Source organism: Tateyamaria sp. syn59, from assembly GCF_007995245.1.
Lineage (GTDB): Bacteria > Pseudomonadota > Alphaproteobacteria > Rhodobacterales > Rhodobacteraceae > Tateyamaria.
Genome location: NZ_VCBA01000002.1, coordinates 146,982 through 162,038, shown reverse-complemented (window position 1 = coordinate 162,038; position 15,057 = coordinate 146,982). Strand labels below are relative to the sequence as shown.

Genomic DNA, 15,057 nt, shown 5'->3' with positions numbered 1-15,057 from the left:
GCCAGAACAGTAGCGGGCCTGGTGGCTGCGCGTCTAGGCCGCAACCGCCTGCGGGGCCAGCCAGCTGAGCCAATCTGCTTTCGCCCGGTCGGTATACGCTTTGTAGCGGTCCTTGCGCCCCCGGCGCCCGCCTCGCAGCCCCTCGACCGGGGGGAACAGGCCGAAATTCACGTTCATCGGCTGAAAGGTCTTGGCCTCGGCCCCGCCCGTGATGTGCGTGATCAGGGCGCCCATCGCAGTGGTGTTGGGTGGCATGTCAAGCGGACTGTTCAGGAGTTCAGCGGCTGCCGCACGTCCTGCCAATAGACCCATGGCGGCGGACTCAACATAACCCTCGACCCCGGTGATCTGCCCGGCAAAGCGAATATTCGGACGCGATTTCAGCCGCAAGTCCGCCGTCAGCAACGTCGGAGCGTTCAGGAACGTGTTGCGGTGAATGCCGCCAAGCCGGGCAAAGCGTGCCTCTTCAAGTCCGGGAATGGATTTGAAAACATCGGCTTGGGCGCCATACTTCATCTTGGTCTGGAAGCCGACGATGTTGTAGAGCGTGCCCAGCTTGTTGTCGCGCCGCAATTGAACGACGGCGTATGGCTTGACGTCAGGTTGGTGCGGGTTGGTCAGACCAACGGGTTTCATCGGACCGTGACGCAGGGTTTCGCGGCCGCGCTCGGCCATCACCTCAATGGGCAGGCAGCCATCGAAATAGCCCGCGGTTTCACCCTCGTGAAATTCGGTTTTGTCCGCAGCCAGCAGCGCGTCGATGAAGACCTCGTATTGCGCTTTGTTCATCGGGCAATTTAGGTAGGCGGTACGCTCTTCTTGTGTCTCGCCCTTGTCATAGCGCGACTGCATCCAGGCCTTTTCCATATTGATCGAGTCGAAATAGACGATAGGCGCGATGGCGTCGAAAAAGGCGAGCGCTTCGGCTCCGGTTTCCTCGGCAATGGCCGCCCCCAAAGCGGATGACGTCAATGGACCCGTCGCGATGATCCATTGGCCATCTTCGGGCAGGGCGGTGATTTCGCCGTATTCGACGGAAATGTTCGGATGCGCGATGAGGGCATCGGTCACCGATTGGGCAAAAGGGTCTCGGTCTACGGCAAGCGCACCACCCGCTGGCAGACGGTGCTTGTCAGCGGTCTGCATGATCAGGCCGTTGGCCTGCCGCATTTCCCAGTGCAGGAGGCCGACGGCGTTCTGTTCGCTGTCATCTGACCGGAATGAATTCGAACAGACCATCTCGCCCAAGAGACCTGTCTGATGCGCGAATGTGCCGACGTTGGGCCGCATCTCGTGAATCACGACCTGCACACCCATGTGAGCGGCCTGCCAAGCGGCTTCGGACCCGGCCATGCCGCCGCCCACGATATGAAGTTTTTCTGCCATGCGGCGGATGTAGGGCAAGCCGCTTGTCCGCGCAATGGCATGAACTGATCTGGATCAACGCGACCGCATCAGGTGCTGCTAATTCCGTAGTATTATTCAAACAAGGACTGACTGACGATGACTGCGAAGACTGCTCTGATGATTGTGGCTCTGATCTGTGTGGCTGCATGTGGCGAACCTGACACCTATCCCATTTCCGGGCAGGCGTGCTCACCAGATGATCCGGTTCAGGACTTGCAAGTGGATATGTGCGCGCCAACGCCGTAAATGCGCGCTCAACGCTCGGGCAGTGAGAGTATAAATAGGGGGGCTTTTGGGGTCGCCGCTGCGGGGATGGTCGGTCAGAGAGAGGCTGACCTGGAGGGACCTTCCGCACACGGCGACCCAAAATCGTCATCGGTGTGTTAACCGTGTCCAATTTGTGCCTTATTTGCGCCCAAATTCCTAGGGCTGATCCGGAAATAGTCGGTTGACGTTTTGGAAACAACCAAAAGTCGCTTCGGATTTTAGCGATCTACTGTGACCAATCTGGTGGGCGTTTTTCAATGAACGCGTCGATGCCTTCGACCGTGTCAGGGTTCAGCATGTTGGTCACCATCACCTCACCCGTATAGGCGTAGGCCTGCGCCACCGGCATTTGCAGTTGTTCATAGAATGCCTGTTTGCCGATCTTGACCGCGCTGCCCAACTTGGACGCGATGCGATCGGCCAGATCTTGCGCTGATTTGGCCAGCTTCTCCTGTGGCACGGCATGGTTCACAAGCCCAAGCTCGACCGCACGATTCGCTTCGATGAAATCGCCCGTTGTCAGCATTTCAAAAGCCTGCTTTCGTGGGATGTTCCGGCTGAGCGCCACCATCGGGGTCGAGCAGAAGAGGCCGATGTTCACACCGTTCACGCCAAACCGCGTGCCATGGGCAGCGACGGCAAGATCGCAGGTGGCCACAAGCTGGCAACCGGCAGCCGTTGCGATGCCGTGGACCTGGGCAATGACAGGCTGGGGCATGGACTGCACGCGCGCCATCATCGCGGCACAGCGGTCAAAAAGGTCCTTGAAGTAAGCCGCACCGCCATCAGCGGCCTGCCGGCCGGCTGTCATCTGCTTGAGGTCATGGCCCGCACAGAATGCCTTGCCCGCGCCCGACAGGATGACCGCGCGCACCGCGTTGTCTTGTGCCACGTCATCGAGTGCGCCGTGCAGCTCTGCGATCATCTCGTCCGACAGCGCATTCAACCGGTCCGGCGCGTTCAAGCGCAGATGCGCCACTGCGCCCGTGACCTCACGTTCCAGAATTGCCATCTTGCCCTCCCATCGCTTTGCGGCTCACCCTAGGGCAGGGACAGGGGAAGGAAAAGCATGGCCGTTGTAATGACCGCGCCCGAGATGAACGCGTTTTTGCAGAAGGTGTTTCTGGAAGTTGCTGGCGAATTTCACGTCGACGAGGTGACGGAGGAGGGGGTTGTCCTCCGCCTCCTGGTCTCGGACCGGCATCTGCGACCGGGTGGCACGATCTCTGGTCCCGCGATGTTTTCGCTGGCGGACGTGACAGCCTATATGGTGACGCTGGCGCATATCGGGCCGCGCGCGCTGGCCGTCACAACCAACTGTTCGATTGATTTCATGCGCAAACCAAGGTCCGGCGTTGATCTGATCGCGCATGGGCGTTTGCTTAAGCTGGGCAAGCAATTGTCGGTCACGGACACATTGCTGTTTTCCGAAGGTGACGACAAGCCGGTGGCCCGCGCCAGCCTGACTTACGCCATCCCGCCGCAGGGTGTTGATTTACCTGACTGAAAAAATGGCCGAGCCAGGGACGCCCCTAAACTCGGCCATAGGAAGAGGTCTGGCAGACGCCACGGGGATGTCACATCCGCCAGAACACACGCCGAGCTTCGTAGTCAGCGTCGGCCTGTGTCAGCCCAATGTCGCGCAGAAGGTGTGGGTCCAGATTGCGCAAGGACAACCGTGTTCTGCGGCGCATGGCCCATTTCGACAGCACCACGGCAATTCGGAGCGCAAGGACCGAGGCAGCCGGAATGCGGTTTTGCGCAGTCAGGTAGGCCAGGTGCGAAGCGGGCGATTGCATGTGATGTGCCATGGGAATCTCCTAAATTGTATTGACACAATATGGCATCATTGCCATGAGTAAGTGATACAATGCGGACTCAGATAACGCTACGGAAACATTGTAATGGATACAATTTGGTCGCCAGAGCTGTTGGATGGGCAAGGGCCGAAGTACAAGGCGGTGATGCAGGCGATCCGCCAGCGCATCTCGGATCATGATCTGACGCCGGGGGACAAACTGCCGCCGGTGCGTGATCTCGCCTGGAGCCTGGGGATCACGCCCGGCACGGTGGCGCGTGCTTACACGCTTCTGACGGATGACGGAACGTTGATGGCGGAGGTCGGGCGCGGCACCTTTGTCGCGCAACCCGATGAAAAGGGGCCGCTTTACGCGGATATCCCGATTGAGGTGGACAGCACCCCTCACAATTCCGAAGCCCAAACCTGGAATGTGAACCTGTTTTCGCCGCATTTGCCGAGTGTTGGTCAGGCGACCCTGATCCGCAGGTTGCTGGCGGAAGTGGCCCAAGACCCACCTTCCGGCATGATGCACTACCCGACGCGCGCGGGCAGCGGGCCCGCACGCACAGCGGCTGCGGCATGGATCGCCGGGGCTCCGATCGGGTCGTTCGGGCCTGATGACATCGTGCTCGCAAATGGCGGGCAGAATGCGATTTTGTTGGTGTTTCAGGCACTTCTCAAAGGGCGTCGACCGGCGATCCTGGTCGAGGACCTGGCCTATCCCGGCTTTCGACGAGCGGCAGAACTGCTGCGCGCCGACGTCATCCCGGTCGAGATGGACAGCCAAGGCGTCATTCCCGACGCGCTGGAAGCCACGGCCAAGGCGCATGACGCACAAATCTTCTGCACCTCGCCCGAAGTGCACAATCCAACCTGTGGATTCACCCCGGTCGACCGGCGCGAAGCATTGGCGGAAGTTGCGAAACGGCAAGACCTGCAGATCCTTGAGGATGATTGTTACAGGTTGGGGCAGGCGCAGGCGCCCAGCTACCGGATGATTGTACCAGAACGCACTTGGTACATTTCCTCGATCTCGAAATCCATTACACCAGCGCTGCGACTTGGTATTGCCGTGACGCCCAAGGGGCGGGCCAATGTCCTCAGACGGACGGCGGAGTATTCATTCTTTGGCCTCGCGACACCCATGACGGACCTTTTTGCAGCGCTGCTCGTCCACCGCGACCTGCCGGATCTGATGGCAGACGCGCGCAAGGGTATCGGCACCTATGTCCAGCGGGCGGTCAACATCCTGGGCGGCTACGATATCATCTGGCGCAAGGATGTGCCGTTCTTGTGGTTGCATCTGCCCGAAGGTTGGCGCGCCGGGGCCTTTGTGCAGGCCGCCGCGCAACAGGGGGTCGGCATCCGGGCGGCTGAGGATTACGCCTGCCGCGATGCGCGCACCCCGCATGCCGTCCGCATTGCGGTGAACGCAGGCGTTAGCCTTCAATCCTTTGAGGCGGCCATCGAAAGACTGCGTGATCTGCTGGACAATCCGCCGGACCAGATCGGCGTCTAGAGCAAGCCACCGGCGCCCCAAGCGAGGCCAAACGCGATGGTCAGAACAGACAAAACAGCCGCGTAACCCGCTAGCTTCCCCCAAGAAAACGGACGCTCGCCATAGGTGCGCCCCTGCATTCCGCAGACCACAACCTTCATCGCTTCGCCCTTGTACTGGTAGTGCAGGATCCACACTGGCAACAGGATGCGGCGGTACCGGATCCCGGTCGTGTCCGAGGAATAACGGACATCATGCACGCCGCTCTTGTTCACATGCCCCTTGATCCTGTTGCGGATCAGCAAGTCCTTGTCGTCGGCGTTGGCTTCCAGCCCTTCGGCCACCGACTGGTGGTGGCGTTCCGCGCCGAACCCGGCCAGATAGCCGGGCCGGTAAGGGCGCAGGCGCCGTGGATCGAAGTCATGCAGGATTCCGTCGCGGATCAGCGGTGTGACATGGGGCGAGGCTGGGACCAAAAGATCGTCAAACTGGATGCGGAATGCGCCAGATGTCCGACGTGTCACGCTGCGTTTGTTGCGCCGCACGGTGTACTTTGCCCAATAGCTAACAGCCTCCTCGCTGTCGAAGGTCCAGAACGGGACATAGATACCGGCAACGCGCGCTTTTGACACGACGGCCTTCAGGTCCGACGGTGCGGCCCATCGCTGTGCAACCCAATCGAGTGCGGCCACCTGCGCGTCGCGTTCGGGCACACGAAAGGGGATCAGGGCCTTGGTCCGGTATCCGGTATCGCTTGTGGCCAGCACCACCGGCCCGTCGCAATAGGCGCAGCGTTCAGACAGTGCCTGGCCCACAAACACCACGTCACCGCCGCAGGTCTGGCAATGATGCACGCGGGTTTCTTCGAGAACAGGCGGGTCTGTGTCCGGTCCGTCGGGATCAAAATCATATTCCCGCGCGGCCTGCGCGTCATCGTCGGTTTCCAGCCCATACCGGGTGGCACAACTGGTGCAAACGAGCGCCTGTTGTGCGGGGTCATACACACACTGGCCCGCGCAATTGGTGCACTGGAGTTCGGACTGGGCGGCGCTCAGGTCGTCCATCAGTCGGACTCCATGATCGCCATCGCGATCTCTAGTAGAATGCGCAGACGCAACCACCCCCGGTCAATCGCCGCGTCAAGATCGCCATTAACGGCCCAATCGCCAAATATCGTTGCGATAAACCACGTTGTCATCAGCCAGAAGGCCACCATCGACCAGCCGCGCAGCGACCGAAGCCACCCGGCAGAGCCGTGCTTGAGCTCATGCTTGGCCTCGTAGACGACGATCAGTTTGCGCATCGCCGGCACCCCAATGGCGGTGGCAATGACCAGCAATGCCAGCGTCGCGAGGGCAGGGGCGGCCAATCCGGTCAGCATCGGGTCCAAATTCCCTGCTGATTTTTGGGGTAAAATAATACCGTATTTTCAAGCATCTGTTTTTGCTTCATAAAAACCAAAATGTCGGAGTTGACGCGCCTTTGCCCTGCTGTATAACCGCGCAATCCGAATTTCCACCCTTCAAGGGACGAAGCGCAATGAAAACCTACACCGCAACACCTGCGGACATCGACAAGAAATGGATCCTGATCGACGCCGAGGGCGTTGTTCTTGGCCGTCTCGCCTCGATCGTCGCCATGCGTCTGCGTGGCAAGCACAAGCCGTCGTTCACACCGCACATGGATTGTGGCGACAACGTGATCATCATCAACGCCGACAAGGTGCAACTGACGGGCAACAAGCGTCAGGAGCATCACTACTGGCACACCGGCCACCCGGGCGGGATTAAGTCGCGGACCAAGGAACAGATCCTTGAGGGCGCACATCCCGAACGCGTGGTAACGCTGGCCGTCAAGCGGATGCTGCCCGGCAACCGTCTGAGCCGCCAGATCATGACCAACCTGCGTGTCTATGCTGGGGCCGAGCACCCGCACGAGGCACAAAGCCCCGAAGTTCTGGACGTGAAGTCCATGAACAAGAAAAACACGCGGAGCTAAGAGACATGGCTGACGAAATCAACACACTCGAAGACCTGCAAGCTGTGGCTGGCGACGCCGCCCCGGCCGAGGTTGACCTGACGCCCCGCGAGCCCGTTCGTGACGAGTTCGGTCGGTCCTACGCGACCGGCAAGCGGAAGGATGCGGTTGCCCGCGTCTGGATCAAGCCCGGTTCGGGCAAGGTCACCGTGAACGGCAAGGAAATGAACGCCTACTTCGCACGCCCCGTGCTGCAGATGATCCTGCGCCAGCCCTTCCAGGTGGCCGGTGTCGAGGACCAGTTCGACGTGACCGCGACGGTCAAAGGTGGCGGTCTGTCCGGTCAGGCCGGTGCGGTCAAGCACGGCATCTCGAAAGCGCTGCAACTCTACGATCCCGCCCTGCGCGGTGCACTGAAAGCAGCAGGCTTCCTGACCCGCGACAGCCGTGTGGTCGAGCGTAAGAAATACGGTAAGGCCAAGGCGCGGAAGAGCTTCCAGTTCTCCAAGCGTTAAGCTTTCAACCGAACAAAATGCAAAGGCCGCCCGTTTGGGCGGCCTTTTTCGTTGGTGTCAACGCAATCAGATCAGCGCGCGGCCTTTCACGTCTCCGTTCCCTCGGAACAGGAAGAACAGGCCACCGGCGAGCAACATGCCCTGGAATTGCCACCCCACAAAGGAGCCGAAATAGAGCATGACGATCACGCCTGCGACCACGATCGAGATGGCAAGGCCACCCAGCCGTGTCAGCAGGTCTGTCGCCCAGTTGTTGCGGATCAAACCGCCCAACAGGATCGCGATCCCGCCCGCAATCTCCGCCAATGCGGCGAGGGCGAACAGGTCCGTTGGCAGGCCATACCCTTCGGCCTGCACGGCCAGGTCCGGCAGTTTGAACGTGCCTTGTTCGATGATGATGGCCGCGAGCGGCAAACGCAGAAACCAGTCTGCGCTGCGGATCGTCGGGATGCGTTGCGCCGAGGCTTCGGCGGTATCAAGTAGTGCCATAGTCTCTTCTCCTGCATTGGGTCACGTTGGCTGTTGCATGCGCACGGAGGCAGCGGCCAACCGGATGCGTAGGGAGGTAGAGGGCAGGAAAAACAGGGCCACGCGGTGGAAACCATGTCGCAGAATGGCAATACGTCGTGGTGTGCCTAGATCCGCTGGGTCACCCATCGGGGTCGCACCACCACGCGCCCTTGCGGATCCTGGCCCAGCCGGAGCGTTGCGTCCCGCAGCATGGCGATCCCGTCTTCGGAGTTTTTGGGCAAGTTCTGAGCCGGGATAGGCGCGCCAACGCGGATGCGAAACGGCTGCGTGTTCTTGTTCAACGTCTCATGAAAGAGCGTGATGTCCCGCAAGGTCGGATGGATCAGGTCTAGCAGATAAAACAGCGTAGAGTTGCTGGCCTCGATATGGATTGGGATGACCGGCATATCGAATTTCCGTGCGATCATCGCCGCCGACGCCATCCAGGGCCGTTCATACAGCCGCAATCCCCGTCGTTTTGCCAAACGCCCCGATGGAAAGATTACGCCAATCCGATCTTGTGCCACGGCTGCGCGGGTGTAGGACATCGTTTCACGCGTCTTGCCGTGGCACCTTTTGTCCTGGCGCCATTCGACCGGCGCGATCATGTCCGACATTTGCGGCAGCACCCGCAGAATGTCGGCATTGGCGTAAAAGAACAGATCAGGCCGGATCGGCGCCAGCAGGTGGTGCAGCATGATCCCGTCGGCAATGCCCGTGGGGTGGTTGGCCACAACGATGGCCGGACCTTTGCGCGGCACATGGTGCAGGCCTGACACGTGCACATCCTGCGCTAGTAGTTCACCCACATGATGCATGAGGCTGCCCGCCGACTGGTCCTTGAGCACGGTGGCCAGGTCGATGGTCTGATCGTAGCTGAGCAGCGACATGAAGGTGCGGCGGGCAAAGCGACTGACGGTGCCCGGGCGGAAAAGCCACGGGGCGCGTTCTGCGACTAGCGGGTCCAGGCGCTCTTTCATGCGGGCCTTTGACACCGGATCCGCAACAAAAGCATGACAGAAGTACAAACTTAATGTGTCAGGCAAAAGCTGGCCGATATTGACACGCGCCCTTCGCGCCCACCCGCCGACACGTGCGCGTAGCTTCATATTCTTGTGCGATACAGCACGCGCCCACCCAAAACGTGTGATCGGCAAAGCCTCAAAGACGCTGCATTGCGCAACACATGACCGGAATCGTCCGTTCAGACGGTTCGCTTTTCTTGAATCAGCACCATACGGCACTTATCGTACGAGTGATTTTGAAGGTAATTTTGAATGCCAAGCAGCACTTTTGAGCGATATGGCGGCTTTTCCGCAGTCAGCCGTGTGGTGATGACCTTTTACGAACTCGTGCTCGACAGCGATGAGGTCGGCCATCATTTCGACGACATCGACATGCCGCGCCTGATCGACCATCAGACCAAGTTCATCTCGTCCCTGATGGGTGGTCCATCGGCAATGTCGGACGACCGGTTGAAAGCGGTGCATCAGACCGTGCCGATCACCGACGCCGACTTTGACGAGATTGGCAAACTTCTCGCGGAAGCGATGGCCAAACACGGTATGTCAGAGGGCGACATCAGCCAGGTCGTGGCATCGGTCGAGAGCAAGCGACCACTGATCGTGAACAGGGCAACCGCATGAGCATTGCCGCGCTCAGCACGATCAACGAACACCTTCTCAAATCCATTGGCGTGGGGATCGCCATTCTTCGGTACTCCGACCTCACCATCTATTTCCACAACGCCGCTATCGCAGAATGGTTCGGCGACCCGTCCACCAGCGACAGCGTGGCCGAAAGCATTGCAAGCCTCAAAGATGTTGCGCGCGATGCCCTGGAAAGCACCGGACGCTTTGACGGTGAAGTGCAGATCAAGCCCAAGCGGCGTACGCTGGTGATCACGGTATCGCTGACCCTGGCTGAGATCGAAGGCGAAAAGATGGTCGTGGCCGAGTGCCAGAACGTCACCCGCATGCGCGAGCTTGAGCAGATGATCGAAAGCTATTCGAACATGGTCGAGCGGAACACACGCGCGCTGGAGCGTGAAAAAGAGCGTGTTGAGCGGCTGCTTCTCAACCTGATGCCGCGATCCGTTTATGAAGAGTACAAGACCTTTGGCGTGGTCACACCGCAGCTTTATCGCAACGTGTCCGTGCTGATGCTCGACTTTGTCGGGTTTACGAATTTTGCAGAGGAAAACGACCCGACCGTGACCTTGGGCGAGTTGAACGATGTGTTTACCGCCTTTGACCGGATCTCTGAACAATTCGGGGTGGAGCGGATCAAGACCATCGGGGATGCCTATCTGGCCGTGTCGGGCATGCCCGAACCCGCCTCGGATCACGCGACGGCTGTTGCAAATTGTGCCGTCCGGTTCCTGCGCTACCTCGAACGGCGCAATCAAAGCCACAAGTACAAATGGCAGGCGCGCATTGGCCTCGGGACGGGGGCGGCGGTCGGATCGGTCGTTGGGGTGCAGAAATATGTCTATGACGTGTTTGGCCCATCCGTGAACATGGCTGCGCGGCTTCAGGTCTTTGCCCATCCGATGAAGATTGTGGCGCCCACTTCGATGAAGTTTGATCTGATCGACAGCTTTCAGGTGGACGACATCGGCAGCTACACGATCAAGGGGCTGGGCTCGGTCGAACTGATGAATGTCGAAGGCAATCTGAGCGTGGCGCGCTAGCCGTCGCCCGGAATAAGCCCCAGACCCCGCAAATAGATACCAATCCCGGTTTCAAGCAGATCCTCGGGCGGAAAGGGAGAGGCCTTGCCCGGTGAGTTCCGCGCAAACAGCTCGACCACCCCATGGCTCATGGCCCATATGTGGGCGGAAAACATCGAGGCAGGTGGGCGTTTGTCTGCGGGGATATGCTGCGACAGATCTCCGGCGGCTTTTTCCAGCACGGTATTCGCGCGGTTCACCACATCGGCCAGTTCCGGCGTACGGTTGGTCGAAATCCCGCTTTCAAACATCGCTATGTAGTGACCGGGAAACCGGCGGGCAAAGGCGAGATAGGCGCGCCCGGTCGCTTCAAACGCGGCCAGGGCCGAGGGTTGCCCGGATTCGTACGCATGCTCCATCAAATCGGCAAAGATGCCATAGCCCTGCCGTGCACATTCGGCGATCAGATCCTCGCGGCCTTCGTAATGGCGATAGACGGCCGCAGGGGTAACGCCGGCCTGCTTCGCCGCCTCGGACAGCGTGAAGCCCGTCGGACCTTTCTCCTCAATCAGCCTAAGCGCTGCTTCGATCAGGGCCTGACGCAGATTGCCGTGGTGATAACCGCGTTTAGGCATCCCAGATATCCGGCCCGCCGCAGATGTCTTTGTTTATCTTACCAATGGCTTGCGGGTCTTTGTTCGTGTAATCCAGACCGTGAAGCAACGTGCGGATCGCGTTCAGGCGCGCGCGTTTCTTGTCGTCAGAGCGGACGATTGTCCACGGCGCATGGCTGGAGTGAGAACGCTCCAGCGTCTCGCGAATGGCATCCGTGTAGACATCCCATTTCTTCAGCCCCTCAACGTCGATCCACGACAGTTTCCACTGTTTCAGCGGATCGTTCTCGCGGGCCAGAATGCGGCGCAATTGCTCGGCTCGGCAGACATTCAGCCAGAATTTAAAAACATGTACGCCATCATCGACCAACATGGATTCGAACGGCTTGGCTTGTACGAAAAACTGTTCGCGTTGCGCCGGTGTGCAAAAACCGAACACATGCTCGACCACCCCGCGATTATACCAGCTGCGGTCAAAAAACGTGATCTCTCCGGCCGTTGGCAAGTGCCTGATGTAGCGTTGGAAATACCATTCGGCAGCTTCCCTGTCGGTGGGTTTCGACAATGCAACAACGCGGGCGCCGCGCGGGTTCAGGTTTTCGCGGAACCGCTTGATCGTGCCGCCCTTGCCAGCGGCATCGCGTCCTTCAAAGACGCAGACAATGCGCGCGCCGCTTTCCGCGACCCATTTCTGCATCTTGACCAACTCGACCTGCAGCGCCTCCATCTCGGGCTTGTAACTCTTGCGCCGCATCCGTTCGGCGTAAGGATAGGTCGGGGTCAGGATGTCATCCTTGTCCGCGTTGCTGATCTTGTCACGAATGTCATCCGGCGCGCCGGTCTCGAAAAACTCCGTGATCGCGCCGTCAAAGGGAAGGCCCATGATTTTTGCCTTAAGTTACTGCTCTTAACATCCAATATGGGTCAGAGTGACGCTTAACGCAAACCCGCACGTGTGGCGACGCGGTCAATCGCGGCTATGACAGCCTCGGGATGGGTGTGTTGTGGCATGTGTCCAACACCTGCCAACACGGTGACATTGGCCCCTTCGATCTGGCCTGGCAGCTTGGCCGAATGCACGTCGAGCGGCACGATCGTGTCAGCGTCGCCATGCACCACCTCGACCGGCACGGTAATGGAGCCGTAGTTCTTCGACATCTCGACCACATGCGGGCGCAACCAGTTCACCTGTCGCGCATTGGCCCGCATCGACGCGCGGCGCAGGATCAAGGCGGGACCGACGTGGTCAGTATAGCCCTCGGGCGCGGTTTGCGGGGCAAAGATGCTGGACACAGCGCTGTCGATATAGCTTTGTGGAACAAAGGCGGACAGCAGCGGCACCATCAGCCCGCCACCCCAGGCCGAGCCGTTGACCTGATATGTCCAGTCCAACTCACCCGGCCATGGGTTCGCGACACCAGCCACGGACACCACCCCTGAAAGATCATCGAACTCCAATGCCCAGGCGAGTGCCACGATGCCACCAAAAGAGTGCCCCAACACGATGGGTCGCTCGACCCCCAACCGGTCGGTCGCGGCCTTGAGCAGTCGCGCCTGCTGGGTGGGGTTGGCATGGGCCGTGGTCCATGCAGATCTGTGCTGCGGGGCGAGTTGGTCCGTCCAGCCCAGTCCCGGCCGATCAAGGATCGTGACGCGGTAGCGATCCTTGACCAGGTCGGCAAAGGCAAAGGTGTAATCGCGCGTGTTGCCGGATGCCCCGTGGATCAGGACCAGATCCGGTCCGCTTCCCATCTGTTCGACATGCACACCTATACCATCCACGTCGATGATCTGCCCGGTCGGTGGAAAGTCCGCCTCAGCCTGCTGTTCGCGCTTGACCGCGAGCACCTGCACCACCGCGACTGTCAGGACCACGAGGCCCAGCACCACGTAAAACACTGTTTTCATTCCCTTACCCCCGCAGGTCGGTGCGGTCCTGTCCAATCCGTTCCATGTCGTACGGAGTGGTGAGATAAATCTCGGACAGCCAATTGCCATAGAGAAGATGGGCGTGGCTGCGCCAGCGGTTCATCGGCGTCCGGGACGGATCATCATCGGGAAAGTAATCGACGGGTAGGGCAATCTCGGCCCCTTCGACCTGGACCGAGGCCAGATCGCGGTCGTATTCCTGTTTCAACGTGTCGCTGTCATATTCAAAGTGGTTGAGGATATAGAGCGCGCGATGCGCCGGGTCTTCGATCAGGCAGGGCCCGGTGACGTCTGATCCCAAAAGGATCGGGAGACCCGCCGCCTCAACCTCCGGTGCGCGTACCTCGGTCCAACGGGACACAGGCACAACGCAATCGTCTGAAAATCCGCGCAAGTAGGGCGAGGCGGGAGACAGGTTGGTGTGGCGATACGCGCCGAACAGCTTCGATCCCAGCAGGTGTTTGGGCACCTTGTGGAAATGGTGCAGCATCGCCATGCCGCCCCAGCAGACGCCAAAGGTGGAATGCACGTTGGTCTGTGTCCATTCCATGACCTCTTCCAACTCGTCCCAGTAATCGACATCCTCATAGTCGAGATGCTCGATCGGCGCGCCGGTGATGATCAGCCCGTCGAACTTCTCCCCCTTCACGTCCTGGAAAGGGCGGTAAAAGCTCTCCATATGCGCGGCGGCGGTGTTCTTGGTCTCGTGCTCGGACATTCGGATCAGAGACAGTTCGATCTGCAGCGGTGTGGCCCCGATCAGCCGCGCAAACTGCGTCTCTGTCTGGATCTTCTTGGGCATCAGATTCAGAAGCCCGATCTTGAGCGGGCGTATGTCCTGGTGCGCCGCCAGCTCTTCGTCCATAACCATCACGCCTTCGTTCGTGAGAACGTCGTAGGCGGGCAGGGTCGAGGGCAATTTGATGGGCATGTCTCTGGTCCGATAAACGTGTGAAGACCGGACTTACGCCGCGTGCGCGCGACGCTCAAGGGCCATTGCCACCAGTGCGATGAAATCCGCTTCACCTTTGAGCGAGGCAACCTCATCCGCGGTGACGGTCACACCCCAACGCGCCATGGCTTCGTAACGCGGCTGCCGATGGGCGAGCGCGCGGGCATATGTCCAGCGCACAAAGGCGTCGGGATCGACCTTGTTCTCGGCCATACCCGTTTCGGCCAAATAGTCGGTCCAACACGACAGCAGGAATTCAGGCTGATAGGCCATCGGCTTTGGCGCCTTGTCGAAGCGTTCGATCAAGGCGGCTGTGTGTGCATCATCCCCCTTGATCCAGATGGGCAGGGCGACCACGCTCAGCGTCGTCATCAACGGGTCGTGGTCATCGGCTGGATTGACCCATTCACAGATCGACCCGCCCGTGTCGCAGATGAAATTCGGATAGCCATAAAGCTGCTGTGCACGCTCGGCGAAGTATCCGGTGTCTTCCAGCGCTGCGATCTCCGACCGGCGGAACTGTTCCTGCCGCTTGCGGTACTCGGCGATGGGCAGCCCGCCCTTGGCCGGATCGCCGGGCTTGCCCAGATAAGTCGAGACGGGGCTGAGGTTGTGGAAGGTGATGTTCGAGCCGATATAGATGCTATCGGACATCAAAAGGTCGCGCAGAAACGGCACCTTCATCGCTTCGGCTTTGGCATTGTCAGTGATGCGCTCGCCCATGTAGCGGGTGCCAATGCGGTAGTCGATGGAGTAGTGGAACCACGACCCGCTGTCGCGCACCGTCGTGGACATGTGGGTCTTGCCCAGGCCCGACATGCCAAAGACAAGCACGCGCTTCGATGGCGCGGACCGCCAATGATCGGCATCGCGATAAAGCAAAGAGTTCATGTTCCGCAGGTCCCCGTTTTTCGGG

General features: G+C 59.9%; 18 protein-coding genes. 6 read left to right on the top strand and 12 right to left on the bottom strand.

Translation table 11 applies throughout. From position 1 onward, the window contains the following. Positions 1 to 33: 33 nt before the first annotated feature. Together trmFO and FD715_RS04095 are read right to left on the bottom strand one after the other, a co-directional pair. Complete coding sequence (gene trmFO / locus FD715_RS04100; RefSeq protein WP_147105649.1) at positions 34 to 1,386, bottom strand: methylenetetrahydrofolate--tRNA-(uracil(54)-C(5))-methyltransferase (FADH(2)-oxidizing) TrmFO; 1,353 nt, start codon at positions 1,384 to 1,386, stop codon at positions 34 to 36. 514 nt (positions 1,387 to 1,900) lie between these two features. Then, positions 1,901 to 2,686, bottom strand: coding sequence for an enoyl-CoA hydratase (locus tag FD715_RS04095; RefSeq protein ID WP_147105646.1), 786 nt, complete (start codon positions 2,684 to 2,686; stop codon positions 1,901 to 1,903). 57 nt (positions 2,687 to 2,743) lie between these two features. Here FD715_RS04095 and FD715_RS04090 point away from each other — a divergent pair, with 57 nt between their 5' ends. Continuing rightward, complete coding sequence (locus FD715_RS04090; protein ID WP_147105644.1) at positions 2,744 to 3,181, top strand: PaaI family thioesterase; 438 nt, start codon at positions 2,744 to 2,746, stop codon at positions 3,179 to 3,181. 70 nt (positions 3,182 to 3,251) lie between these two features. On the opposite strand, the gene FD715_RS04085 is transcribed toward FD715_RS04090, so the two are convergent. Continuing rightward, a complete protein-coding gene (locus FD715_RS04085) occupies positions 3,252 to 3,485 on the bottom strand; it encodes a DUF1127 domain-containing protein (protein WP_147105643.1) in 234 nt (77 codons plus the stop codon). 93 nt (positions 3,486 to 3,578) lie between these two features. Here FD715_RS04085 and FD715_RS04080 point away from each other — a divergent pair, with 93 nt between their 5' ends. After that, on the top strand, positions 3,579 to 4,994 hold the full coding sequence (locus FD715_RS04080) for a PLP-dependent aminotransferase family protein (RefSeq protein WP_147105641.1): 1,416 nt from the start codon (positions 3,579 to 3,581) through the stop codon (positions 4,992 to 4,994). On the opposite strand, the gene FD715_RS04075 is transcribed toward FD715_RS04080, so the two are convergent. Together FD715_RS04075 and FD715_RS04070 are read right to left on the bottom strand one after the other, a co-directional pair. After that, positions 4,991 to 6,037: a hypothetical protein gene (locus tag FD715_RS04075; protein ID WP_147105639.1), complete on the bottom strand. Its 1,047-nt coding sequence runs from the start codon at positions 6,035 to 6,037 to the stop codon at positions 4,991 to 4,993. The two genes, FD715_RS04080 and FD715_RS04075, sit on opposite strands and share 4 nt — an antisense overlap. Further along, complete coding sequence (locus tag FD715_RS04070; protein WP_147105637.1) at positions 6,037 to 6,354, bottom strand: hypothetical protein; 318 nt, start codon at positions 6,352 to 6,354, stop codon at positions 6,037 to 6,039. Before FD715_RS04070 ends, FD715_RS04075 begins: the two co-directional genes overlap by 1 nt. A gap of 158 nt (positions 6,355 to 6,512) precedes the next feature. Here FD715_RS04070 and rplM point away from each other — a divergent pair, with 158 nt between their 5' ends. Then, complete coding sequence (rplM, locus tag FD715_RS04065; protein ID WP_147105635.1) at positions 6,513 to 6,971, top strand: 50S ribosomal protein L13; 459 nt, start codon at positions 6,513 to 6,515, stop codon at positions 6,969 to 6,971. A gap of 5 nt (positions 6,972 to 6,976) precedes the next feature. After that, the gene (gene rpsI, locus FD715_RS04060; RefSeq protein WP_147105632.1) at positions 6,977 to 7,465 is read left to right on the top strand and encodes a 30S ribosomal protein S9; all 489 of its coding nucleotides are present in this window, start codon (positions 6,977 to 6,979) and stop codon (positions 7,463 to 7,465) included. A gap of 66 nt (positions 7,466 to 7,531) precedes the next feature. On the opposite strand, the gene FD715_RS04055 is transcribed toward rpsI, so the two are convergent. Then, positions 7,532 to 7,954 carry a DoxX family protein gene (locus FD715_RS04055; protein WP_147105629.1) on the bottom strand — a complete coding sequence of 141 codons (423 nt, stop codon included), beginning with the start codon at positions 7,952 to 7,954 and terminating at the stop codon, positions 7,532 to 7,534. Positions 7,955 to 8,100: 146 nt separating this feature from the next. Continuing rightward, entirely contained in the window at positions 8,101 to 8,955 is an 855-nt protein-coding gene (locus tag FD715_RS04050; RefSeq protein WP_147105626.1) for a lysophospholipid acyltransferase family protein, read from the bottom strand. A 297-nt stretch (positions 8,956 to 9,252) separates the two neighbouring features. On the opposite strand from FD715_RS04050, the gene FD715_RS04045 reads away from it, so the two are divergent. Both FD715_RS04045 and FD715_RS04040 read left to right on the top strand, forming a co-directional pair. Beyond that, complete coding sequence (locus FD715_RS04045; RefSeq protein ID WP_147105623.1) at positions 9,253 to 9,621, top strand: group 1 truncated hemoglobin; 369 nt, start codon at positions 9,253 to 9,255, stop codon at positions 9,619 to 9,621. After that, positions 9,618 to 10,667, top strand: a complete 1,050-nt coding sequence (locus tag FD715_RS04040) for an adenylate/guanylate cyclase domain-containing protein (RefSeq protein WP_147105620.1) — start codon at positions 9,618 to 9,620, stop codon at positions 10,665 to 10,667. Before FD715_RS04045 ends, FD715_RS04040 begins: the two co-directional genes overlap by 4 nt. Here the strand turns inward: FD715_RS04040 and FD715_RS04035 are convergent. From FD715_RS04035 to FD715_RS04015, 5 genes are read right to left on the bottom strand one after another with little or no spacing between them, the layout of a single operon-like run. Next, the gene (locus tag FD715_RS04035) at positions 10,664 to 11,281 is read right to left on the bottom strand and encodes a TetR/AcrR family transcriptional regulator (protein ID WP_147105617.1); all 618 of its coding nucleotides are present in this window, start codon (positions 11,279 to 11,281) and stop codon (positions 10,664 to 10,666) included. The two genes, FD715_RS04040 and FD715_RS04035, sit on opposite strands and share 4 nt — an antisense overlap. Next, positions 11,274 to 12,143: a polyphosphate kinase 2 gene (ppk2, locus tag FD715_RS04030; RefSeq protein ID WP_147105614.1), complete on the bottom strand. Its 870-nt coding sequence runs from the start codon at positions 12,141 to 12,143 to the stop codon at positions 11,274 to 11,276. The genes FD715_RS04035 and ppk2 overlap by 8 nt, the downstream gene beginning before the upstream one ends. Positions 12,144 to 12,196: 53 nt before the next feature. After that, positions 12,197 to 13,168 (bottom strand): alpha/beta fold hydrolase, encoded by a 972-nt coding sequence (locus FD715_RS04025; protein ID WP_147105610.1) that lies wholly within the window; start codon positions 13,166 to 13,168, stop codon positions 12,197 to 12,199. A gap of 4 nt (positions 13,169 to 13,172) precedes the next feature. Beyond that, positions 13,173 to 14,120, bottom strand: a complete 948-nt coding sequence (metA, locus tag FD715_RS04020; RefSeq protein ID WP_147105607.1) for a homoserine O-succinyltransferase — start codon at positions 14,118 to 14,120, stop codon at positions 13,173 to 13,175. A gap of 33 nt (positions 14,121 to 14,153) precedes the next feature. Next, positions 14,154 to 15,023 carry an ATPase gene (locus FD715_RS04015; RefSeq protein WP_189799418.1) on the bottom strand — a complete coding sequence of 290 codons (870 nt, stop codon included), beginning with the start codon at positions 15,021 to 15,023 and terminating at the stop codon, positions 14,154 to 14,156. Between the last annotated feature and the right edge of the window lie 34 nt (positions 15,024 to 15,057).

Excerpts from the sequence above, each read along its gene's own strand:
- rpsI (WP_147105632.1), top strand. The coding sequence starts at position 6,977 with ATGGCTGACGAAATCAACACACTCGAAGACCTGCAAGCTGTGGCTGGC.
- FD715_RS04075 (WP_147105639.1), bottom strand. The coding sequence starts at position 6,037 with ATGGACGACCTGAGCGCCGCCCAGTCCGAACTCCAGTGCACCAATTGC.
- metA (WP_147105607.1), bottom strand. The coding sequence starts at position 14,120 with ATGCCCATCAAATTGCCCTCGACCCTGCCCGCCTACGACGTTCTCACG.
- FD715_RS04090 (WP_147105644.1), top strand. The coding sequence starts at position 2,744 with ATGGCCGTTGTAATGACCGCGCCCGAGATGAACGCGTTTTTGCAGAAG.
- trmFO (WP_147105649.1), bottom strand. The coding sequence starts at position 1,386 with ATGGCAGAAAAACTTCATATCGTGGGCGGCGGCATGGCCGGGTCCGAA.
- FD715_RS04035 (WP_147105617.1), bottom strand. The coding sequence starts at position 11,281 with ATGCCTAAACGCGGTTATCACCACGGCAATCTGCGTCAGGCCCTGATC.
- FD715_RS04070 (WP_147105637.1), bottom strand. The coding sequence starts at position 6,354 with ATGCTGACCGGATTGGCCGCCCCTGCCCTCGCGACGCTGGCATTGCTG.
- ppk2 (WP_147105614.1), bottom strand. The coding sequence starts at position 12,143 with ATGGGCCTTCCCTTTGACGGCGCGATCACGGAGTTTTTCGAGACCGGC.
- FD715_RS04095 (WP_147105646.1), bottom strand. The coding sequence starts at position 2,686 with ATGGCAATTCTGGAACGTGAGGTCACGGGCGCAGTGGCGCATCTGCGC.
- FD715_RS04085 (WP_147105643.1), bottom strand. The coding sequence starts at position 3,485 with ATGGCACATCACATGCAATCGCCCGCTTCGCACCTGGCCTACCTGACT.
- FD715_RS04050 (WP_147105626.1), bottom strand. The coding sequence starts at position 8,955 with ATGAAAGAGCGCCTGGACCCGCTAGTCGCAGAACGCGCCCCGTGGCTT.
- rplM (WP_147105635.1), top strand. The coding sequence starts at position 6,513 with ATGAAAACCTACACCGCAACACCTGCGGACATCGACAAGAAATGGATC.
- FD715_RS04055 (WP_147105629.1), bottom strand. The coding sequence starts at position 7,954 with ATGGCACTACTTGATACCGCCGAAGCCTCGGCGCAACGCATCCCGACG.
- FD715_RS04040 (WP_147105620.1), top strand. The coding sequence starts at position 9,618 with ATGAGCATTGCCGCGCTCAGCACGATCAACGAACACCTTCTCAAATCC.
- FD715_RS04080 (WP_147105641.1), top strand. The coding sequence starts at position 3,579 with ATGGATACAATTTGGTCGCCAGAGCTGTTGGATGGGCAAGGGCCGAAG.
- FD715_RS04025 (WP_147105610.1), bottom strand. The coding sequence starts at position 13,168 with ATGAAAACAGTGTTTTACGTGGTGCTGGGCCTCGTGGTCCTGACAGTC.
- FD715_RS04045 (WP_147105623.1), top strand. The coding sequence starts at position 9,253 with ATGCCAAGCAGCACTTTTGAGCGATATGGCGGCTTTTCCGCAGTCAGC.